This is a genomic window from Streptomyces sp. SudanB182_2057 (genome assembly GCF_964272715.1).
Lineage (GTDB): Bacteria > Actinomycetota > Actinomycetes > Streptomycetales > Streptomycetaceae > Streptomyces > Streptomyces rubradiris.
In genome coordinates, this window is record NZ_OZ186798.1 from 5,261,289 (window position 1) to 5,282,581 (window position 21,293).

18 protein-coding genes and 1 tRNA gene are annotated in these 21,293 nt (G+C 71.9%); 10 read left to right on the forward strand and 9 right to left on the reverse strand.

Annotation, left to right across the window (positions count from 1 at the left end; translation table 11 throughout):
• Positions 1-285 precede the first annotated feature (285 nt).
• Positions 286-510 carry a hypothetical protein gene (locus ACSURM_RS23220; protein ID WP_436957612.1) on the forward strand — a complete coding sequence of 75 codons (225 nt, stop codon included), beginning with the start codon at positions 286-288 and terminating at the stop codon, positions 508-510.
• Positions 511-580: 70 nt separating this feature from the next.
• Here ACSURM_RS23220 and ACSURM_RS23225 read toward each other — a convergent pair whose 3' ends face one another.
• Positions 581-2,005, reverse strand: coding sequence for a GH1 family beta-glucosidase (locus tag ACSURM_RS23225; RefSeq protein WP_436957614.1), 1,425 nt, complete (start codon positions 2,003-2,005; stop codon positions 581-583).
• Between the two features lie 125 nt (positions 2,006-2,130).
• Entirely contained in the window at positions 2,131-3,180 is a 1,050-nt protein-coding gene (locus ACSURM_RS23230; protein WP_436957616.1) for a LacI family DNA-binding transcriptional regulator, read from the reverse strand.
• A 482-nt stretch (positions 3,181-3,662) separates the two neighbouring features.
• Here ACSURM_RS23230 and ACSURM_RS23235 point away from each other — a divergent pair, with 482 nt between their 5' ends.
• From ACSURM_RS23235 to ACSURM_RS23255, 5 genes are all read left to right on the forward strand, one after another.
• Complete coding sequence (locus ACSURM_RS23235; protein WP_436957618.1) at positions 3,663-4,985, forward strand: ABC transporter substrate-binding protein; 1,323 nt, start codon at positions 3,663-3,665, stop codon at positions 4,983-4,985.
• Between the two features lie 406 nt (positions 4,986-5,391).
• Positions 5,392-6,384 (forward strand): carbohydrate ABC transporter permease, encoded by a 993-nt coding sequence (locus tag ACSURM_RS23240; RefSeq protein WP_436957620.1) that lies wholly within the window; start codon positions 5,392-5,394, stop codon positions 6,382-6,384.
• 14 nt (positions 6,385-6,398) lie between these two features.
• On the forward strand, positions 6,399-7,322 hold the full coding sequence (locus ACSURM_RS23245) for a carbohydrate ABC transporter permease (RefSeq protein WP_436957622.1): 924 nt from the start codon (positions 6,399-6,401) through the stop codon (positions 7,320-7,322).
• A gap of 402 nt (positions 7,323-7,724) precedes the next feature.
• The gene (locus tag ACSURM_RS23250; RefSeq protein ID WP_359044674.1) at positions 7,725-9,167 is read left to right on the forward strand and encodes a GH1 family beta-glucosidase; all 1,443 of its coding nucleotides are present in this window, start codon (positions 7,725-7,727) and stop codon (positions 9,165-9,167) included.
• 87 nt (positions 9,168-9,254) lie between these two features.
• On the forward strand, positions 9,255-10,310 hold the full coding sequence (locus tag ACSURM_RS23255) for a LacI family DNA-binding transcriptional regulator (protein ID WP_436957623.1): 1,056 nt from the start codon (positions 9,255-9,257) through the stop codon (positions 10,308-10,310).
• Positions 10,311-10,447: 137 nt separating this feature from the next.
• On the opposite strand, the gene ACSURM_RS23260 is transcribed toward ACSURM_RS23255, so the two are convergent.
• From ACSURM_RS23260 to ACSURM_RS23275, 4 genes are all read right to left on the reverse strand, one after another.
• A tRNA-His gene (locus tag ACSURM_RS23260) sits at positions 10,448-10,520 on the reverse strand.
• A gap of 107 nt (positions 10,521-10,627) precedes the next feature.
• A complete protein-coding gene (gene orn / locus ACSURM_RS23265) occupies positions 10,628-11,230 on the reverse strand; it encodes an oligoribonuclease (protein WP_359044678.1) in 603 nt (200 codons plus the stop codon).
• Between the two features lie 91 nt (positions 11,231-11,321).
• Entirely contained in the window at positions 11,322-12,545 is a 1,224-nt protein-coding gene (locus tag ACSURM_RS23270; protein WP_359044680.1) for a GlxA family transcriptional regulator, read from the reverse strand.
• A gap of 379 nt (positions 12,546-12,924) precedes the next feature.
• Entirely contained in the window at positions 12,925-13,194 is a 270-nt protein-coding gene (locus ACSURM_RS23275) for a hypothetical protein (protein WP_436957624.1), read from the reverse strand.
• A 318-nt stretch (positions 13,195-13,512) separates the two neighbouring features.
• Here ACSURM_RS23275 and ACSURM_RS23280 point away from each other — a divergent pair, with 318 nt between their 5' ends.
• Together ACSURM_RS23280 and ACSURM_RS23285 are read left to right on the forward strand one after the other, a co-directional pair.
• Positions 13,513-14,040, forward strand: coding sequence for a universal stress protein (locus tag ACSURM_RS23280; protein WP_030618650.1), 528 nt, complete (start codon positions 13,513-13,515; stop codon positions 14,038-14,040).
• Between the two features lie 127 nt (positions 14,041-14,167).
• Positions 14,168-14,743, forward strand: a complete 576-nt coding sequence (locus ACSURM_RS23285; protein ID WP_436957626.1) for a hypothetical protein — start codon at positions 14,168-14,170, stop codon at positions 14,741-14,743.
• A gap of 54 nt (positions 14,744-14,797) precedes the next feature.
• Here the strand turns inward: ACSURM_RS23285 and glmS are convergent, their stop codons facing one another.
• Together glmS and ACSURM_RS23295 are read right to left on the reverse strand one after the other, a co-directional pair.
• A complete protein-coding gene (gene glmS / locus ACSURM_RS23290; RefSeq protein WP_436957628.1) occupies positions 14,798-16,615 on the reverse strand; it encodes a glutamine--fructose-6-phosphate transaminase (isomerizing) in 1,818 nt (605 codons plus the stop codon).
• Positions 16,616-16,692: 77 nt separating this feature from the next.
• On the reverse strand, positions 16,693-16,950 hold the full coding sequence (locus tag ACSURM_RS23295) for a hypothetical protein (protein WP_359044690.1): 258 nt from the start codon (positions 16,948-16,950) through the stop codon (positions 16,693-16,695).
• 165 nt (positions 16,951-17,115) lie between these two features.
• Here ACSURM_RS23295 and ACSURM_RS23300 point away from each other — a divergent pair, with 165 nt between their 5' ends.
• Positions 17,116-18,684: a fibronectin type III domain-containing protein gene (locus tag ACSURM_RS23300; RefSeq protein WP_436957630.1), complete on the forward strand. Its 1,569-nt coding sequence runs from the start codon at positions 17,116-17,118 to the stop codon at positions 18,682-18,684.
• A 21-nt stretch (positions 18,685-18,705) separates the two neighbouring features.
• Here the strand turns inward: ACSURM_RS23300 and ACSURM_RS23305 are convergent, their stop codons facing one another.
• On the reverse strand, positions 18,706-19,581 hold the full coding sequence (locus ACSURM_RS23305; protein ID WP_436957631.1) for a DUF4429 domain-containing protein: 876 nt from the start codon (positions 19,579-19,581) through the stop codon (positions 18,706-18,708).
• Positions 19,582-19,665: 84 nt separating this feature from the next.
• Here ACSURM_RS23305 and ACSURM_RS23310 point away from each other — a divergent pair, with 84 nt between their 5' ends.
• Complete coding sequence (locus tag ACSURM_RS23310) at positions 19,666-21,267, forward strand: beta-N-acetylhexosaminidase (protein WP_436957633.1); 1,602 nt, start codon at positions 19,666-19,668, stop codon at positions 21,265-21,267.
• The last annotated feature ends 26 nt before the right edge of the window (positions 21,268-21,293 follow it).

Here is a 21,293-nt window from a genome sequence, read left to right on the forward strand (position 1 = left end):
GGGTAACAACCGGCGCGGATGACGCGTATATCGTTCGTATATCCCGGCGCGCGAGTATCTGACGAGCAGTCTTCCGCGACTTGCCCAGTCCGGAGCTGACCTGAGCGGGGGAACCCAGGGGTGGCTCCCTGGGGCCCCTGCTCCTCCCGTCGTATCGGCCAACTCTGGCCCACGGGGCTCGGTTTGAGCTACCGTCATGTCACCGGCACCGCACCGCGACAGCCCATGTCCCCTGCCAAGGGACGCGTATGGCCTGCTCACGGCGGGGCCGGTACCGGACTGGGCATGTCGCACAGAGAAGAGCGCCGTATGCACTCGATGAGTCCTGCTGTCCTGCTCTCGGCCGGAGTCGTGGTGACTCTGGCCTATTTCGTACTCGTGGCCTATCTCGCCCGGCACCTGAAGTCGGCACACCGGCTGCCCGTGGTGATCGCCGCGCTCGCCGGGCTCCTCGGGGCCCTCCCGGCCATCCTCTACGCGCTGTACTCCGCGCTCAAAGTGATCGCCTGACGCCCGCCGTCCCCCACCGGGGACGGCGAAGGGCGCGGCCCGTCCCCCACGACAGGCCGCGCCCTTCGGGCTATACGGCCGGCACCGGCGGCAGCACCCCCGTGCGGGCCGCCTCGCCGTACCAGTGGGCGCTCGACTTCGGTGTCCGTTCCAGCGACGCGTAGTCCACGTAGACCGCGCCGAACCGCTTGCCGTAGCCGTACGCCCACTCGAAGTTGTCCATCAGTGACCACAGGTAGTAGCCGCGCACGTCGGCGCCGTCGGCGATGGCCCGGCGCACCTCCGACAGGTGGCCGTGCAGGTAGGCGATGCGCTCGGGGTCGTGCACGCGGCCGTCGGGGTCGGGCTTGTCGTCGTAGGCCGCGCCGTTCTCGGTGATGTACAGCGGCAGGCCCGGCACCTCGCGCGTGTAGCGCGTGATCAGGTCGTACAGGCCCGTCGGGTCGATGGTCCAGCCCATCTCCGTGCGCTCGCCCGGCGTCTGGTGGAAGAGGATGTCGTCGGAGCACGGCCAGGGGGAGTGCTCGCTGGCGCCGTGCCCGTCCGGCCGGGGCCCCTTCACCTCGCCGGACGCGGCCGAGACCAGCGCCGGCGTGTAGTAGTTCAGGCCCAACGCGTCCAGCGGCGCGTTGATCGTGTGCACGTCGGTGTCCAGGACGTGACTCCAGTCCGTCACCGAGTGCGTGGCCTCCACCAGCGTCTCCGGGTACGCCCCGTGCAGCATCGGGCCGTGGAAGATCCCGTTGGCGAGGTCGTCGATGCGGCGGACGGCGGCCAGGTCGGCCGGGTCCTGGCTGAGCGGGCGCACCACCGAGGAGTTGAGACTGACCGCGATCCGGTTGTGGGCCGGCATCGCCGCGCGCAGGGCGGAGACGGCCAGCCCGTGCCCGAGGTTCAGGTGGTGCGCGGCGCGCAGGGAGGCCGCCGGGTCGGTGCGGCCGGGCGCGTGCACCCCGGAGCCGTAGCCCAGGAAGGCGCTGCACCAGGGCTCGTTGAGGGTGATCCACTGCTCCACCCGGTCGCCCAGCGCCTCCCCGACCAGCCGCGCGTACTCGGCGAACCGGAACGCGGTGTCCCGCTCGGGCCAGCCGCCCGCGTCCTCCAGCTCCTGCGGGAGGTCCCAGTGGTAGAGCGTGAGCGCCGGCTTGATGCCGTGCTCCAGCAGCTCGTCCACCAGCCGGCGGTAGAAGTCCAGGCCGCGCTGGACCACCGGGCCCCGGCCCGTCGGCTGCACCCGGCTCCAGGACACGGAGAAGCGGTACGCGGTCAGGCCCAGCTCCGCCATCAGCGCCACGTCGTCGCGGTAGCGGTGATAGTGGTCGACCGCGACGTCCCCGGTCTCGCCGCCGGCCGTGCGGCCCGGCGTATGGCTGAAGGTGTCCCAGATCGACGGCGTGCGACCGTCCTCCCCCACCGCCCCCTCGATCTGGTACGCCGAGGTCGCGGCGCCCCAGAGGAAGGTGGGCGGAAAGGTCTGTGTCATCGGTTCGGGCATGGAGGCTCTCCCAGGGGTCGAGTGCACGCATTATGCATGGGAGCGCTCCCACGAGGGAAGGGGAAGCGGGCGGTGGTGTGGTGCGACCGGGGGGCGTGCGGGGGCGCGGCGAGGCGGACGGCCCGTCAGGCGGACTCCCGCACCACCAGTTCGGTGGGCAGCACCACCCCGCGCTGCCCCGTGCCGCGCTGGGCGATCTCCTCCAGCAGGAGGCTCGCCATCGTGCGGCCCATCTCCGCCAGCGGCTGGCGGACGCTGGTCAGCGGCGGGTCGATGTGCCGGGCCACGATGGAGTCGTCGAAGCCGACCAGCGCCACGTCCCCGGGTATCCGGCGGCCCGCCGCGCGCAGTTCCTGCACCGCGCCGGAGGCCATCACGTCGGAGGCGGCGAAGACGGCGTCGAGGTCCGGGCGCCGGCGCAGCAGTTCCCGCATGGCCGCGCGTCCGCCCTGCTCGGTGAAGTCGCCCGCCGCGATCAGCTCCCCGGCGACGGGGATCCCGGCGTCCCGCAGCGCGTCCCGGTAGCCGTCGAGCCGGGCCCGCGCCGCGTCCATGTCCAGCGGGCCGGTGATGGTGGCGACGGCCCGCCGCCCGCCCGCCAGCAGGTGCCGTACGGCGAGCCGGGCGCCGCCCCGGTTGTCCGCGCGGACGTGGCCCAGCCGCTCCGCCTCGCCCCGGCGCCCGGCGAGCACGGTCGGCACGGCCAGTTCCGCGAGCCGGTCGGGCAGGGTGTCCTCGGCGTGCACCGCCATCAGCAGCACCCCGTCCACCCGTTGCGCGGCCAGGTAGCCCGCCAGCCGGCCGTACTCGGTCTCGTCGCCGGTGAGCACCAGGAGCAACTGCATGCCCGCGCTGGAGAGCCCGGCGGACACGCCCAGGATGATCTCCGAGAAGTACGGCTCGGCGAACAGCCGGCTCTCGGCTTCGGGCACGACCAGCGCGACCGAGTCCGTGCGGCGGGTGGCCAGTGTGCGGGCGGCGCTGTTGGGGACGTAGCCGAGTTCCGCGATCGCCCGCTCGACGGCCGCCCGGGAGCGGTCGCTGACCTTGGGGGAGCCGTTGATGACCCGGGAGACCGTGCCGCGTCCCACGCCGGCGCGGGCGGCCACGGCGTTCAGGGTCGGTCGCCGCACGTCCGCCGTCCGGGGCGGCTGCGGCTGTTCGGCAGGGCTCATCGTTCACCTTCCGGCGGTCCGGGTCGGGGGCGCTTCATTCTGGCCCAGGATTTCCGTCAACCGCCCCCGGGCGGCGGTCAGATGGCCGCGTAGATCGACAGAACCGCCGGTGACCTGGGCGGATGCCGGGCGGACGATGCCGTACCGGGGTGAGCGGGGCGACACGTTCCCGTGACGTACGGAACACGCTTGCGCAACAACGCCGTCTTCAAGTCTTGACACCCGGCCCCGGCACGGACGAGTCTTCCGGCATGCCGCGTGGGAGCGGTCCCACGGGGTGACCGGGGTCTCTTCCGTGTGGCCGAAACCACCCATGGCCTTCCCCTCTACCTTGCATGGCACACCGTTGACCAGCACGTTTCCACCGCACACCGTGTGCTGTTGGCTAGCCGCTGCTCGATCCGAGAGGGCAGGTCCGGACCGCCCGGCCCGGCGGTCCGAATCCTGAGGTCCCGTTCCCCACTGGAACAAGGAGTAGTGGAATGCGCATCACCCGTACCGGCGGTGGCCACGGCCGCAGAGCGGCGATCGTGGCCACGACGGCCCTGACCGCCTCCGCCCTGCTGCTGACCGGTTGCAGCAGTGACGACGGCGAGTCGGGCAGCACGGACGCAGGCGGCAACATCACCCTCACGGTGGCCGACTACGGGCAGTTCGGCTACAAGGAAGCCAACCTGTTCGCCAAGTACCACGAGCTGCACCCGAACATCACGGTCAAGGAAGAGACGACCGCCAACGAGCAGGACTACTACCCGAAGCTCCTTCAGCAGCTGAACACGGGCAGCGGCCTGGCGGACGTCGTCGGTATCGAGGTCGCGCGCGTCAAGGAGGTCGTGGACACCCAGGCGGACAAGTTCACCGACCTGAGCAAGACCATCAACGTCGGCGACTGGGTGTCCTGGAAGGCGAAGCAGGCCACCGCCAAGGACGGCACGGTGATCGGCGCCGGTACCGACATCGGCCCGATGTCCCTGTGCTACCGCAAGGACCTCTTCGAGAAGGCGGGCCTGCCCACCGACCGCGAGGCCGTCACCAAGGCCGTCGCCGGCGGCTGGGAGGACTACCTCAAGCTCGGCGAGCAGTACCAGAAGAAGGCGCCCTCCGGCACCTACTTCATGGACTCCGCCTCCGCGATGTACAACGCGGTCGTCTCCTCGTCGTCCCAGCAGTACTACAACGCCGAAGGCGAGGCGATCTACAAGGACAGCCCGTCCGTCAAGCAGGGCTGGAACCTGGCCGCGGAGGCCGCCGAGAAGAAGCTCACCCAGGGCCTGCCGCAGTTCACCGACGCCTGGACCGCGGCGCTGCGCAAGGGCAGCGTGGCCACCGTCGCCTGCCCCGCCTGGATGGCCGCCCAGATCTCCACCAACTCCGGCGACGCCTACAAGGGCAAGTGGGACATCACCCGCGCACCCGGCTCCACGGCGGCCAACTGGGGCGGCTCCTTCCTGACCGTTCCCAAGAGCGGCGAGCACGTCAAGGAGGCCCAGGAGCTGGTCAAGTGGCTGACCGCGCCCGAGCAGCAGGCCGCGGTGTTCAAGGCCGCCGGTATCTTCCCGTCCAACCAGAGGGCCTACGAGCTGCCTGACGTGAAGAACGCCAAGCTCCCGTACTTCAGCGACGCCCCCATCGGCCAGATCTTCGCCGAGGAGGCCAAGTCCATCCCCGAGGCGGTGCTCGGCCCGAAGGACGGCGTCATCAAGGACACCATCTCCAACCAGATCAACAACATGGAGAAGCGGGGCACCGCCCCCGACGACGCCTGGGAGGCCGCGACCGAGACGCTGGACAAGGCGCTCGGCTGACCGGCCCGGGTGCGGGCGGCCCCCGAGCCGCCCGCACCCCGCCCGTACGGGCACCCCGCCCCCGCCGCCGGACAGCGCAGACCGGCGCGCGGCCCGGGGAGCCGGACGCCGTCGCCGAACTCCCGCCAGGCCCGTGCCCCGGGCCGGCGGCGGGAGCCCGGCGACAGGAGCCGGGCCCGGGCGGGTGAGTGCCCGACGACGCGGAGCGGTGCCCGGGCAGGGCGCCGCCGCGGCGTCACCGGCGGGGACCGGCGGCCGACGGCCGGGTTCCGCTTTATACGCACGTCAGGCCGCGGCACGGGTCGTCAGCCACCGTACCGATCCGCGCGGGGAGCGGCGGACCGGTTCCGGACCGGACCGCGCCGTACGCCCCACCGGCCGAAACCTTCAGGGAAGGACTCCCTCCGTGGCAACGACAACCCCCGCCCGGGGTGCCTACACCCCGCCGTCCGGCGGCTCCGGTGCCGCGTCGAACGGACGCGGCACATGGCGCAGCCGGCTGTGGCGCTTCGACGACAAGGCGTCGCCGTACGCCTACATCGCCCCCTTCTTCCTGATCTTCGGCGCCTTCGGGCTCTATCCGCTCCTCTACACCGGCTGGATCGCCCTGCACCGGGTGGAGATGACGAGCCTCGACCAGTCCGAGTGGGTGGGCTTCGACAACTTCTCCAGGATCCTCCAGGACGGCGAGTTCTGGACGGCCGTCTTCAACACCTTCGTCATCGGTGTCATCTCCACCGTGCCGCAGCTGCTGGTGGCCCTGGGCCTCGCCCACCTGCTCAACTACAAGCTGCGCGCCAGCACCTTCTGGCGGACCGTCATCCTCACCCCGTACGCCACCTCGGTCGCCACGGCCGCGCTGGTCTTCGCGCTGGTCTTCCGCGCCGACGGCGGCATCCTCAACTGGGTGCTGCACTTCTTCGGCGTCGGCGACATCGACTGGGGCGAGGGCACCTGGACCTCCAAGATCGCCATCTCGGTCATCGTGATCTGGCGGTGGACCGGCTACAACGCCCTCATCTACCTGGCCGCGATGCAGGCGGTCCCCACCGATCTGTACGAGGCCGCCGCCATCGACGGGGCCACGCGCTGGCAGCAGTTCCGCAAGGTGACGATCCCCTCGCTGCGGCCGACGATCCTGTTCACCATCGTCATCTCGACCATCGGCTCGATGCAGTTGTTCGGTGAGCCGCTGCTGCTCCAGGGCGGCACCCTCGGCTCGATCGGCGGCAGCGAGCACCAGTACGAGACGCTCAGCATCTACCTGTTCAACTACGGCTGGAAGCTGGGTCATCTGGGACCGGCGGCGGCCGTGGCCTGGGCCATGCTCGTCCTGCTGCTGCTGATCGCCCTGATCAACTGGATCGTCGGCCGGTTCGCGCGCAAGAACGCGGCCTGACGGGAGCGACATCGATGACCACCACCAGTCCCACCAAGACCTCGGCGCCGGACCTCGTCCAGGCACCGACCTACACCGCCTCCGGCAAGACCCCGGGCCGGCTCCGGCTGGGCGCCGGCCAGCAGTTGCGGGGCGGCCCGTTCACCTACGCCGCCCTGATCGTCGTCGGGCTCGGCTCGATCTTCCCGCTGTACTGGACGCTGGTGGCCGCCTCGCACGACCAGCAGCGGGTCCTGGACAGCCCGCCGCCGCTGGTGCCGGGCGGCAGGCTGGCGAGCAACCTCCAGGCGGCCTGGGACCAGGCGCACCTGGGCAAGGCCATCGTCAACAGCGTGATCGTGGCCGGCAGCATCACCATCGCCACCCTGTTCTTCTGCACCCTCGCCGGGTACGCCTTCGCCAAGATGCGCTTCCGCGGCCGGAACGTGCTGATGACCGCGGTCATCGCCACCCTGACCATCCCGCCCCAGCTCAGCGTCGTCCCGCTGTTCATGATGATGTCGGACATCGGGTGGGGCGGAAAGCTGGAGTCGGTGATCTTCCCGACCCTGGTCGGCGCGTTCGGCGTCTTCTTCATGCGCCAGTACCTCGTCGAGGCACTGCCGTACGAGCTGATCGAGGCGGCCAAGGTGGACGGGGCGAGCAACATCCGCATCGTGTGGAGCGTGGTGCTGCCCGTGGCCCGGCCCGCGATGATGGTGCTGGGCATGCTCACCTTCGTCCAGGCCTGGAACGACTTCTTCTGGCCCTTCCTCGCGCTGACCCAGCAGGACCCCACCATCCAGGTGGCGCTCGGCCAGCTCAGCGCCTCCTACACGCCCGACCAGAGCATCGTCATGGCCGGCGCGCTGATCAGCACCCTGCCGCTGCTGCTGGTCTTCGTGATCTTCGGCAAGCAGATCGTCGGGGGGATCATGGCGGGCGCGGTCAAGGGCTGAACCCCGGCCGCGGGGCCCGCCCCGCCGGACCGGCCCACCGCGGGCCGGTCCGTGTCCCACCGCCGGCGCGCCGCACGCGCCGGCCCACCCCTCGTGCCCGGTCCGGTACCGCCCGCCTCCTCATCCGCCCCGCAGCGGGCCGTACCGGACCGGACACCACCCGGCCCCGCCGGGGCCGTACCCGACGCGGCGCCCGCCGCCCGGCCGCGACCGCGCCCTCGGCCCCGCACCGGGTGCCGGACGGGCACGGCCCCGTCCCTCTCCACCGCCCACCGGCCGCGACGCCCGTCGCGCACCGCGGCCGGGGCCCGGGACCGTCCCGCCCCGCCCCGCCCGCGACCGGCTCCCGCACGGCCGGGCCGACCGACATCCATCCCTCTTCGCTTTGGGAGCGCTTTCACCATGACCGCCGTACGACCCGAGACCACCGCCCAGCCGGCCTTGGACACCTCCTTCCCGACCGGCTTCGTCTGGGGCGCCGCCACCGCCGCCTACCAGGTGGAGGGCGCCGCCACCGAGGACGGCCGCACCCCCTCCATCTGGGACACCTTCAGCCACACCCCCGGCAAGGTCCGCAACGGCGACACCGGGGACATCGCCGCCGACCACTACCACCGGTACCGCGACGACGTGGCCCTGATGAAGGACCTCGGCCTCAAGGCCTACCGGTTCTCCATCTCCTGGCCCCGGGTCCAGCCCACCGGCCGGGGCCCCGCCGTCGAGCGCGGCCTGGACTTCTACCGCCGGCTGACCGACGCCCTCCTGGAGGCGGGCATCACCCCGGTCGCCACCCTCTACCACTGGGACCTGCCGCAGGAGCTGGAGGACGCGGGCGGCTGGCCGCACCGCGACACCGCCCACCGGTTCGCCGACTACGCCGCCCTCGCCGCTCGCGCCCTGGGCGACCGGGTCGGGATGTGGACCACCCTCAACGAGCCCTGGTGCTCGGCGTTCCTCGGCTACGGCTCCGGCGTGCACGCCCCGGGCCGGACCGACCCGGCCGCCACCCTGCGCGCCGCCCACCACCTGAACCTGGCCCACGGCGAGGCCGTCGGCGCCCTACGCACCAACCTGCCCTCCTCGGCGCAGGTCTCCATCACCCTGAACCTGCACCAGGTGCGCCCGCTCACCGGCAGCCCCGAGGACGCCGAGGCCGCCCGCCGCATCGACGCCGTCGGCAACCGGATCTTCACCGGCCCCCTGCTGGACGGCGCCTACCCCGAGGACCTGCTGCGCGACACCGCGCACCTGGTCGACTGGGACGAGCTGGTGCGCGCCGGGGACCTCGCGGAGATCTCCCGCCCGCTCGACGTGCTCGGCGTCAACTACTACGCGCCGACCGTGGTCTCGCTGCCCGCCGACGGGGCCGCCAGCACGCGCAACGACGGCCACGGCGCGAGCGACCACTCCCCGTGGACCGGCTCCGAGCAGGTCGCCTTCCACCTCGCCAACGACGACCTGACCGCCATGAACTGGGCCATCGACGCGAGCGGACTGCACACCCTGCTGACCGAGATGTCGGCCCGGCACCCCGGGCTGCCGCTGATGGTCACCGAGAACGGCGCCGCCTTCGACGACTACGTCTCCCCGGAGGGACGGGTCGAGGACCCGCAGCGGATCGCCTACCTCCGCTCCCACCTGGACGCCGTCCGCCGGGCCATCGCCGACGGCGCCGATGTGCGGGGCTACTTCCTGTGGTCCCTGCTGGACAACTTCGAGTGGTCCTACGGCTATTCGAAGCGGTTCGGCGCCGTCTACGTCGACTACCCCACCCAGCGCCGCATCCCCAAGGCCAGCGCCCGCTGGTACGCCGAGGTGATCCGGAACAACGCCCTGCCCGCCTGACGGCCCGTCCCCGCCCGCGGAATCGAAGGCGCCGCCGTCACGCTGTTACATTCCTGGCCTGACGGCGGTGAACGGAAGGCGGCGACCATGGCAGGCAGCGGTGTGAGGGGCCGGGGCGGCCGGCGGCCGACCCTGGAGGAGGTCGCCGCCCGGGCCGGGGTCGGGCGGGGCACGGTCTCCCGGGTGATCAACGGCTCGCCCCGGGTCAGCGACGCCACCCGCGCCGCCGTCGAGGCGGCCGTCGCCGAGCTGGGCTACGTCCCCAACACCGCCGCCCGCGCCCTCGCGGCCAACCGCACCGACGCCATCGCGCTGGTCGTCCCCGAGCCGGAGACCCGGTTCTTCGCCGAGCCCTACTTCTCCGACATGCTGCGCGGGGTCGGCGCGGGGCTGGCCGACACCGAGATGCAGTTGCTGCTGACCTTCGCGGGCAGCGACCGGGAGCGGCAGCGGCTGGCCCAGTACCTGGCGGCCCACCGGGTGGACGGCGTGCTGCTGGTCTCCGTGCACGCCGACGACCCGCTGCCCGATCTGCTGGCCGAGCTGGAGATCCCGGCCGTGATCAGCGGCCCGCGCTCGGCGGCCGAGGCGCTTACCTCGGTGGACTCCGACAACTACGCCGGTGCCCGCGCGGCCGTGGAACACCTGCTGTCCCGGGGCCGCCGCCGGATCGCGCACATCACCGGCGCGCTGGACGTCTACGGCGCCCAGCGCCGCGCCGACGGCTACCGCGACGCCCTCGCCGACGCGGGCCGCCCGGCGGACGAACTCCTCATCGAACCGGGGGACTTCACCGAGGAGGGCGGCCGGCGCGCGATGACCACCCTGCTGTCCCGCCGGCCCGGCCTGGACGCGGTCTTCGCGGGCTCGGACGTGATGGCGGCGGGCGCCCGCCAGGTGCTGCGCGAGGCGGGCCGGCGCATCCCGGAGGACGTGGCGCTGGTCGGCTACGACGACTCGGCCATCGCCCGCCACATGGACCCGCCGCTCACCAGCGTCCGGCAGCCCATCGAGGAGATGGGCCGCGCGATGATCGACCTGCTCCTCACGGAGATCGCCGGCCGGGGCCCGGGTCCGGCGCGGGAGGCGGCCCCCCGCCGGGCGGTGCTGCCGGTGCAGCTGGTGGTGCGGGCGTCGTCGTGACGCGGCCCACCGGCCGGGTCCGCAGGAGTCCCGGCCGGTGGGGGAGCGCGGGGGAAAACGTGGGTGGAAAGCGTGGGTGGAAAAACGAATCAGCCGGTGACTCCGTCTTGCGACGGAGTCACCGGCTGATCACTCAGGGTGAGTGACGGGACTCGAACCCGCGACATCCTGGACCACAACCAGGTGCTCTACCAGCTGAGCTACACCCACCACGACCGGCGGTGGAACTTGTCGTTTCCCCGACCGGCCGAGAAGAAGTCTACAGGGTCTTCAGGGGTGCTCGCGCACACGTTTTCGCGCGGGCGGCCATGGCGCGGCTACGGCGCGGGTACGACGTGCCGGGCGGCGATCTGCCTGGCGGTGTCGGAGTCCGGGCCGGGCTGGGGCACGAAGATGGCCTCGCGGTAGTAGCGCAGCTCGGCGATCGACTCGCGGATGTCGGCGAGGGCCCGGTGGTTGCCGTTCTTCTCCGGGCTGTTGAAGTACGCCCGCGGGTACCAGCGGCGGGCCAGCTCCTTGACCGAGGAGACGTCGACGATCCGGTAGTGGAGGTAGTCCTCCAGGGTCGGCATGTCCCGCAGCAGGAAGCCGCGGTCGGTGCCCACGGAGTTCCCGCACAGCGGGGCCTTGCCGGGCTCCTTCACGTGCTCGCGCACATACGCCAGCACCTGCTCCTCGGCGTCCTCCAGGGTCGTGCCCCGCTCCAGCTCGGCGAGCAGCCCGGACGCGGTGTGCATCTGACGCACCACCTCCGGCATCGTCTCCAGCGCGCGGGCCGGCGGACGGATGACGATGTCCACCCCCTCGCCGAGTACGTTCAGCTCGGAGTCGGTGACGAGGGCGGCCACCTCGATGAGCGCGTCGTCGGACAGCGAGAGGCCGGTCATCTCGCAGTCGATCCACACCATGCGATCGTTCATGCGACCACCCTAAAGCGCACCTGAGCTTTTTACGTGCCCCTGTGCCGCGACAGCGAAGGGGGGCGGGACACGCCCGCCCCCCTCTTCGTGCTCAGTTACCGCTGCGCGGGCCCGGGAGCAGGCCCACCGCGCCGGCCGGGGCGCGGCGCGCCTGGAGCGGCACTCCGCCTTCGCGGTGCTCGTGGAGCAGCGCGGGGGCGGGGCCGCTCACCGGTCCCGGCCCGGGCAGCCCCGCCGGGGCGCCCTGCGGGCCGGTCACCGGCACCGCCGGCTCCGGCTCGCCCGGCTTCTCGCCCTGCGGCCTGCGGGCCCGGTAGGCGGCCCGGTAGGCGGCGGGGGAGGAGCCGAGCTGGCGGCGGAAGTGGCCGCGCAGGGCCACCGGGGAGCGGAAGCCGCAGCGGCCCGCCACCTCGTCCACCGAGTAGTCCGACGTCTCCAGCAGCCGCTGCGCCTGGAGCACCCGCTGCGTGATCAGCCACTGCAGCGGCGCGCTCCCGGTGAGCGAGCGGAACCGGCGGTCGAACGTGCGGCGGCTCATATAGGCGCGTGCCGCCAGTGTCTCCACGTCGAACTGCTCGTGGAGGTGTTCCAGCGCCCAGGCGACGACCTCGGCGAGCGGGTCGGCGCCGATCTCCTCGGGTAAAGACCGGTCGAGGTAGCGCTCCTGACCTCCCGACCGGCGCGGCGGGACGACCAGGCGCCGGGCGAGCGCGCCGGCCGCCTCGTTGCCGTGGTCCGTCCGCACGATGTGGAGGCAGAGGTCGATCCCGGCCGCGGTGCCCGCCGACGTCAGCACATCGCCGTCGTCGACGAACAGCTCCCGCGGGTCGACGTGCACCGACGGATAGCGCTTGGCCAGCGTCGGCGCGTACATCCAGTGGGTGGTCGCCGGGCGGCCGTCCAGCAGGCCGGCCGCCGCGAGCACGAAGGCACCGGTGCACAGCCCGACGATGCGGGCACCCTCCTCGTGCGCCCGGCGCAGCGCGTCGAGCGCCTCCTCCGGCGGCGGCGAGGTGATCGACCGCCAGGCCGGCACGACGACCGTCCCGGCGCGGGAGATCGCCTCCAGCCCATGCGGTGCGGTGAGTTCCAGGCCCCCCGTGGTGCGCAGCGGGCCTTCCTCGCCCGCGCACACCAGCAGCCGGTAGCGCGGCACGCCGGCGTCCTGGCGGTCGATGCCGAACACCGAAAGCGGAATGGAACTCTCGAAGATGGGGCCGCCGCTGAACAGCAGCACCGCGACGATTTCCTTACGGCGTCGCCCGGACAGTTTCCGGGCTGCGGCATCCTGCGCGGCAGTGGAGTCGTGGCTCATACTGCTAAGCCCCCCTCGGTGGTCGCGGCTCCTCGGTTGTGTCGCTCCTGCACGTTTCCCCTCGGTCCTGCACGAGTCCCCCGCCGTAAAGACAGTCAAGATCGAATTTACTGGCTCCCGCGATCATGCGGTGGCCGGTTCGACACGCCGGACATTGTCGACATGACAACTTGGCGTGAAGCATTCGATCACGAAGCGTTGCACTCACGAGGCGTGCAGGGAAGTGCGCCTTGTCGTCGTGGCCAATCCGCGTAGGGTGCGCGACGGCTCGCGGACCCTTTCCTTGCAGGTGGAACGGCGATTGGAGGGCGGGTCGGAGCCCTCTTGGCCGATATCCAGAAGTTGGCTGAAAAGCAGCGCTCGGAGGCGCGAAAACAGGTCAGTCGACCGGTGTCTGGCTCCGGGTGTGACGTCCGCCTCTTTGCGCGGCGCAACGCGCGGCACACCGCTCCGACCGGCGCAACAGCAGTCCGCAGGCGGCCGTGACGGCGGTGAGACCCGGTGCGGTGCCGGCGGCTCCGGCCGGCGAGGTGCCGTTCCAGAGCAGGACGACCGGTACGAGTACGCAGCTGAAGGCCGCCCACCGGATCACCTCGCCGACGGCGTCCGGCGCGGGGCGGGGGTCGCCGCTGGAGCGGGGACCGGGCATCTCGTACTCCCTGTGGCGGTGGATCACCCCCGGTTCAACGCGCGTTCGACCGGCCGGTCACCGACCGTACATCTGTGAACGGTGTGCAAACCGCCTGTACGAGGCAGCAACCATTGCGTTACGGGCGCGGCTCGTGCATGCTCCGGTGAACCCCTGCGGATGCCGGGGGGAACCGCTTACGGAGCGTGCGCGGGGTCTGGGCTCGGGAGGAGTGCCGCCGTACCCTTGGGGGTATGGGCTTGGGAAGACGTTTCCCGGACACAGCTCCGCCGCACACTGTCGTCCCTTCCCATAAAGGATCACAACGCCGAGACAGCCATGGCCGGTCACGAATTCTTCGAACCCGCGGACCGCAAGCGGCCGGTCGCCGACCCTACGGCGGCCGATCCCCTGGCGGCGGAAGAGTCACGTCCTTCCTGCGATCCCGCCTTCCGGCACGGAGTCGTCGTCGGCTTCGACGGCTCCACCTCCAGTGAGCGCGCCCTCGCCTACGCGATCGGCATGGCCCACCGTTCCCGCTCGGGCCTGATCATCGTCCACGTCGCCAACCGGTTGCCCACCACCGTGTGGGCCGGCTGCGAACCGCCCGTCTTCGTCGACGTGCCGGACCACCGCACCGAGGTCCTCGGGCTCGAACTGGCCTGCGCGGACTATCTGGCCGAGGTGCCGTGGATCCTGGTCGAGCGGGGCGGGGACATCTGTCACGAACTCGAAGAGGTCGGGCGGGAGTACGAGGCCGACGCGATCGTGGTCGGCTCCACGCACGGCATCGTCGGCCGGATCTTCGGCTCCGTCGCCGGGCGGCTCGCCAAGCGGGCGCGACGGCCCGTGATCGTCATCCCCTAGGGCATCCCACGCCCCCTCAACTCCCTTTGCGCACACGCGGACTACTCGCGCGTAGCAGGTGTTCCGGCCCTGGTGGAGGGCATATACCGGGCACCGCACCACCGCACCCGCACGAAGGGAGCCCGCCGTGGACCACGACGTCTCAGCGGGAAACGTGACCACCGCCGTGGCCGGCCGGCTGGCCCTCGCCCTCACCCTCCTGGCGTTCGGGCTCGGGACGACCGGCGTCATCCACGGCGTGGGCGCCTCCGACACCGTGACCGTGGCCCACTACGTCGGCGGGGTCACCCTCTTCCTCGTCGGCCTGCTGGCCCTGCACGACGGCGCCGCCGCCTCCGGCGCGGGGTACGTCACGCTCGGCGCCCTGTGGTTCTCCTGGGCCGTGTCGGACCGCGGACCGGCCAACGCGGCCGGGCTCTTCCTGCTGCTGTTCGCCCTGGTCGCCCTCACCCTGACCCTCACCGGCCGGGACGTCCTCGGCCGGCTGCTGTACGGGCTGCTGTTCCTGTCCATGCTGGTGCTGGCCGTGGCGGCCTTCGCCGGCAGTTCCGTGCTCGCCCGGGCCGGCGGCTGGGCGGCCGTCGCCTCGGGCGCGGTGGCCTGGTACGCGGCGACGGCGGCGCTCGCGCACTGGCCGACGGCGGTGTCCCGGCGTGCCGCGGGCCGGGGGGTGACGGCCACCGGTCGAAGTCGAGCGGCATGAGAAGGACCCCCGCGTGACCGGTGGCACACGCGGGGGTCCGTTCTGTGGTCGCGCCTACTCGACGGTGACCGACTTGGCGAGGTTCCTCGGCTTGTCGATGTCCCGGCCGAGCGCCTTCGCCGTGTGGTAGGCGAGGAGCTGGAGGGGGATGCCCATCAGGATCGGGTCCAGCTCGTCCTCGTTCTTCGGGACGACGATGGTCTGGTCCGCCTTCTCCTGGTGCTGGTGGGCCACCGCCAGGATCTTGCCCTCGCGGGCCTTGATCTCCTCCAGGGCCGCGCGGTTCTTCTCCAGCAGATCGTCATCGGGGACGATCGCGACCGTGGGCAGGGCCGGCTCTATGAGGGCCAGCGGGCCGTGCTTCAGCTCGGAGGCGGGGTAGGCCTCGGCGTGGATGTAGGAGACCTCCTTGAGCTTCAGGGAGGCCTCGCGGGCCACCGGGTAACCCCGGACGCGGCCGATGAAGAGCATCGAGCGGGCGTCGGCGTACTTCTCCGCCAGCCGCTTGATCTCCTCCTCCTGCTTCAGGATCTCGGAGATCTGCCCGGGCAGCCTGCGCAGGCCCTCGATGATCCGCTTGCCGTCGCGCACCGACAGGTCGCGGGTGCGGCCCAGGTGCAGCGCCAGCAGGGCGAAGGCCACCGTGGTGTTGGTGAAGCACTTGGTGGAGACGACGCAGACCTCGGGGCCGGCGTGGACGTAGACGCCGCCGTCGGCCTCGCGGGCGATCGCCGAGCCGACGACGTTGACCACGCCGAGGACCCGCGCGCCCTTGCGCTTCAGCTCCTGCACGGCGGCCAGGACGTCGTAGGTCTCGCCGGACTGGGAGACGGCGATGTACAGGGTGTCGGGGTCCACGACCGCGTTGCGGTAGCGGAACTCGGAGGCCGGCTCGGCGTCGGCGGGGATGCGGGCCAGCTCCTCGATCATCTGGGCGCCGATCATGCCCGCGTGGTAGGAGGTGCCGCAGCCGAGGATCTTCACCCGGCGGATCCGCCGGGCCTCGCGGGCGTCCAGGTTGAGGCCGCCGAGGTGCACGGTGGAGAACCGGTCGTCGATCCGGCCGCGCAGCACCCGGTCCACGGCGTCGGCCTGCTCGAAGATCTCCTTGTGCATGTAGGTGTCGTGGCCGCCCATGTCGTACGACTCGGCCTCCCACTCCACCGTGGTGGGCTCGGCGGTGGTGCGCGTGCCCTCGGTGGTGTAGGTGCGGAAGTCGTCGGCCTTGAGGGTGGCCATCTCGCCGTCGCCGAGGGTCACTATCTGGCGGGTGTGGGTGACCAGCGCGGCGATGTCGGAGGCGACGAACATCTCCTTCTCGCCGATGCCGAGGACGACCGGGGAGCCGTTGCGGGCCACCACGATCCGGTCCGGGAAGTCGGCGTGCAGGACGGCGATGCCGTAGGTGCCCTCGACCAGCCGGACCGCCTGGCGGACCTTGTCCTCCAGCTTCTCGGCCTGCGAGCGGGCGATCAGGTGGGTGAGGACCTCGGTGTCGGTCTCGGAGAGGAACTCGACGCCGTCGGCCTCCAGCTTGCGGCGCAGGTCGGCGGCGTTGTCGATGATGCCGTTGTGGACGACGGCGACCTTCTGGTCGGCCGACATGTGCGGGTGGGCGTTCACGTCGGAGGGGGCGCCGTGGGTGGCCCAGCGGGTGTGGGCGATGCCGGTGGTGCCCTTGAAGCGCGCCGGGACCCGGGCCTCCAGGTCGCGCACCCGGCCCTTGGCCTTGACCATCTTCAGGCCGGGCGCCTTCGGGGAGGTGACGACGATGCCCGCGGAGTCGTAGCCGCGGTACTCCAGGCGCTGGAGGCCCTCCAGGAGGAGGGGGGCGACATCACGCTTACCGATATAACCGACAATTCCGCACATATATAGAGGTATCCCTTGGCTGTCGCTGGTCCGGGCCGGAGGGGTCCGGGGTGAGGGGGTCCGGGCTGCGGCCGGTCTCAGCCGTAGACCATGCGGCGCAGCTGCCTGAGCGTCAGCTCCGGCGGCGCCACCGCCCGGTATTTCAGGTCCGCCTCGATCCGCTGGAAGATCTCCGCGTTCAGCAGGCCCTGGGCCTGGAGCTCGCGGTGGCGGCGACGGACGTACTCCTGGGTCGTCTCGTCGAAGTAGGCGAGCACGTCCTGGACCACGCGCAGCGCCTCGCCCCGGCTCAGGGGCGTGGACCGCGTCAGATGATCTACGAGTTCGTCGTGCACCCGGTAGATCCTGGGGTACCGGCGGCTGTTTCGCAAGAATCGTGCCCGATTCCGGGCAGAGGGCTGTTGAAACTCTTATGGCGCCCTGTTCGCCCCCTGTCCACCCGGAGTCCGGCATCTCGTTGCCCGAGCCGACCAGTTTCAGACGCCATGGACATTCCTCGTATGGGCGTTCCCGAGAAGCTGGCCGAGCGCATGAGCATGGCCGAACAGCACGAGTACCTGCGCGCCAGATTCTCGCGGCGCACCATGATCCGGGGCGGCGCGGTCACGCTGGGCGCCGTCGCCGGTGGCGCGTTCGTGCCGGGCGGCACTGCCCAGGCGGCCACCGGGCCGGCCCGGAGCACCGCCCCCGCCGCCGCCACGGTCGACGGCGCGCACGTCGCCCCCTTCGGCCGCCACCTGGCCTGGGGCAACGACCCGCGCACCGAGATCACCGTCTCCTGGCAGGTCCCGGTCGCCGTCAAGAAGCCGTTCATCCGGATCGGCGCCCACCCCTGGGACCTCTCCCGCAAGATGGAGGCCGAGGTCCGCACCCTGCACACCCCGGCCGGGGTCGGCGCGAGCGGCGACCACACCCAGTACTACCTGCACGCCCGGCTGACCCGCCTGCGCCCCGGCAGGACCTACTACTACGGCGTCGGCCACCAGGGCTTCGACCCGGCCGAGCCGCACCTGCTGGGCACCGTGGGCACCTTCACCACCGCCCCCGCCCACAAGGCGCCGTTCACCTTCACCGCCTTCGGCGACGAGGGCGTCGGCTACCACGGCCTGGCCAACAACAGCCTCCTGCTCGGCCAGAACCCCGCCTTCCACCTGCACGCCGGCGACATCGCCTACGCCGACCCGTCCGGCGCGGGCAAGACCACCGACACCGGCTTCGACGCGCGCACCTGGGACTCCTTCCTCGCCCAGACCGAGACCGTCGCCAAGCAGGTCCCGTGGATGCCGGCGTACGGCAACCACGACATGGAGGCCTGGTACTCGCCCAACGGCTACGGCGGCGAGGACGCCCGCTGGACCCTGCCGGACAACGGCCCGGACCGGAAGAACCTCCCCGGCGTCTACTCCTTCGTCTACGGCAACACCGCCGTCATCTCGCTCGACGCCAACGACATCTCCTACGAGATCCCGGCGAACCTGGGCATCTCCGGCGGAACCCAGACCACATGGCTGGAAGGACAGCTGAAGAAGTTCCGCGCCGCCAGGGACGTGGACTTCATCGTCGTCTTCTTCCACCACTGCGCCTACTGCACCTCCACCGCCCACGCCTCCGAGGGCGGGGTGCGCCAGGAGTGGGTGCCGCTGTTCGAGAAGTACACCGTGGACCTGGTCATCAACGGCCACAACCACCAGTACGAGCGCACCGACGTGATCAAGGCGGGCGAGGTCGCCAAGAAGCTGCCCATCGGCGGCACCGCCTACCCCGAGACCGACGGCGTGGTCTACGTCACCGCCGGCGCGGCCGGCCGCAGCCTGTACGCCTTCACCGCCCCCGACACCTACGAGGGCCACGAGCACGAGACCGACTCCGTGGCCTCGTTCGTCAACACCAAGGACGGCAAGGTCCACGAGACCGTCGGCTGGTCCCGGGTGCGCTACCTGGACTACTCCTTCCTGCGCGTGGACGTCAGCCCCGCGCCCAGGGGCCGCCAGGCCACCCTGAAGGTGTCGGGTATCGCCGAGACCGGCGACCGCATCGACCACTTCACGGTGTCCCGAACGGCCAAGTAGCCCCCGCGGCGCGGGCGGTCCTCACAGGCGCTTGAGGACCGCCTGCTTGGCCAGCGCGAACTCCTCGTCCGTCAGCACCCCGTCGCGGTGCAGCTCGCCCAGCTCCCGCAGCCGCCGCAGCAGCGTGTCGTGGTCCTCCCCGGCCTCCCGCTCCCCGGCCCGCTGCGCCGGGATCCGCCCCGCCCCCTCCCGCGCGGCCGAGGGGTGCGGCAGCCGCGCCTGCACCGCCGCCGCGACCAGGGCCATCAGCGGGTCCTTCCGGAACCCCCACAACTCCACCGCGTTCGGGTCGTACTTGGGCGGCACGTCCACCGGGGCGCCGCGCACCAGGAACCGCAGGTGCCCGTTCTCCAGACCGGCGGCCGGCTGCCAGTCCACACCGGTGAGGTCGGCCAGCGGGATCGTGCGGGACCCGGCCGACGCCTTGGACTCCTCCGTCTTCCAGTTCCACTCCAGCCGCACCCGCTCCCCGTCGAAGCTCGCGGTGCCGTCCCCGGCCGAGGCGGACACCGGCAGCGACGGCCCCGGCAGCAGGTACTCGTCGACCGGGCCCGGCGAAACCCCCTCCAGCAGCAGGGCGTTGCGCAATTCGTTGGCGACGTACTCGGCCACGCCGTACCGGTCGGGCTCCACGACGAGCTGATAGGGGTCGTGCGGCTCGGCCAGCCGGCCCGCGGTGGCCTGGAGCAGTGGATCGGAGCCGTCGCGCAGCCGCAGCCTGAGCCGCCCCGACTTCCGGCCCTGCTCCACCGAGACCCCGGCCAACGCGCGCAACGGCACGGCGAGTTCGCCCAGCTCACGGCGGAGCAGGCCGACATTCTTCTCCCGGCCCGGGGTGATCCGCAGAGCGTCGCCGTCGAAGGCCCAGGTGCCGTCCTTCTGGATGATGTCCGCCATACGGGGATTGTTTCACCCGATCTGCGGCACAGTGGAGGACGACCCCGTCAGACGGTCACCTCCCCTTAACCGAAGGGAGCGCATGTGAGACCGAACCACGGCACGACTCCCCGGACGTTCCGCACCCTCGCCACCCTGCTGCTGCTCGCGGCGGCCGGTGTCTTCGGCGTCGGCGCGGCCCCCGAGGTCCAGGCCGCCGCACCCTCGCCGCTGGACCAGGTAATCCCGGCGCCCGTCTCCACCGAGCCGGGCGGCACGCCGTACCGCATCACCCGCGCCACCCGCATCCGCGTCGACGGCTCCGCCGAGGTCCGCCGCGTCGGCGCCTACCTCGCCGGCATCCTGCGCCCGTCCACCGGATACCCGCTGCCGCTCACCGACCACGGTGGCGGCGGCATCCGGCTCCGCCTGCACAAGGGGGACTTCGGCGCCGAGGGCTACCGGCTGCACAGCGGCACCGGCGGCGTCACCCTCACCGCACGCACCCCCGCCGGGCTCTTCCACGGCGTCCAGACCCTGCGCCAGCTCCTCCCGGCGGCCGTCGAGAAGAAGACCGTGCAGGACGGCCCCTGGGAGATCGCCGGCGGCACCATCGAGGACCGCCCCCGCTACGCCTACCGGGGCGCGATGCTCGACGTCTCCCGGCACTTCTTCACCGTCGCCCAGGTCAAGCGCTACATCGACCAGGTGGCCCTCTACAAGGTCAACGAGCTGCACCTGCACCTCAGCGACGACCAGGGCTGGCGCATCGCCATCGACTCCTGGCCGCGCCTGGCCACCTACGGCGGCGCCACCCAGGTCGGCGGTGGCCCGGGCGGCTACTACACCAAGGCCGACTACCGGGAGATCGTCCGCTACGCAGCCTCCCGCTACCTGGAGGTCGTCCCCGAGATCGACATGCCGGGCCACACCAACGCGGCCCTGTCCTCCTACGCCGAGCTCAACTGCGACGGCGTGGCACCCCCGCCCTACACCGGCACCCGGGTCGGCTTCAGCTCGCTGTGCGTGCCCAAGGAGGTCACCTACGACTTCGTGGACGACGTGATCCGCGAGGTCGCCGCCCTCACCCCCGGCCGCTACCTGCACATCGGCGGCGACGAGGCGTACTCCACCAGCCACGCCGACTACGTGGCCTTCATGGACCGGGTGCAGCCGGTGGTCGCCCGCTACGGCAAGACGGTCATCGGCTGGCACCAGCTCGCCGGTGCCGGCCCGGCCCCGGGCGCCCTCGCCCAGTACTGGGGCCTGGACCGCACGAGCGCCGCCGAGAAGGAACAGGTCGCGCAGGCCGCCCGGAACGGCACCGGGATCGTCCTGTCCCCGGCCGACCGGATCTACCTCGACATGAAGTACACCGCCGACACCCCCATCGGCACCAAGTGGGCGAGCCTGGTGGAGGTGCGGCGCGCCTACGACTGGGACCCGGGCTCCTACCTGGCCGGGGTGCCCGCCGAGGCCGTCCGGGGCGTCGAGGCACCCCTGTGGACGGAGACGGTGTCGACCACCGCCGACATCGAGTACCTGTCCTTCCCCCGGTTCGCCGGGGCGGCCGAGCTGGGCTGGTCGCCGGCCGACCGGCTGGGCTGGGACGGCTACCGGGAGCGGCTGGCCGCCCAGGGCCCCCGCTGGGACGCCCTCGGCATCGGCTACTACCACTCACCGCAGGTGCCCTGGCCGGCACCCTGACCCGATGAAGACGGACGGGCACCCCC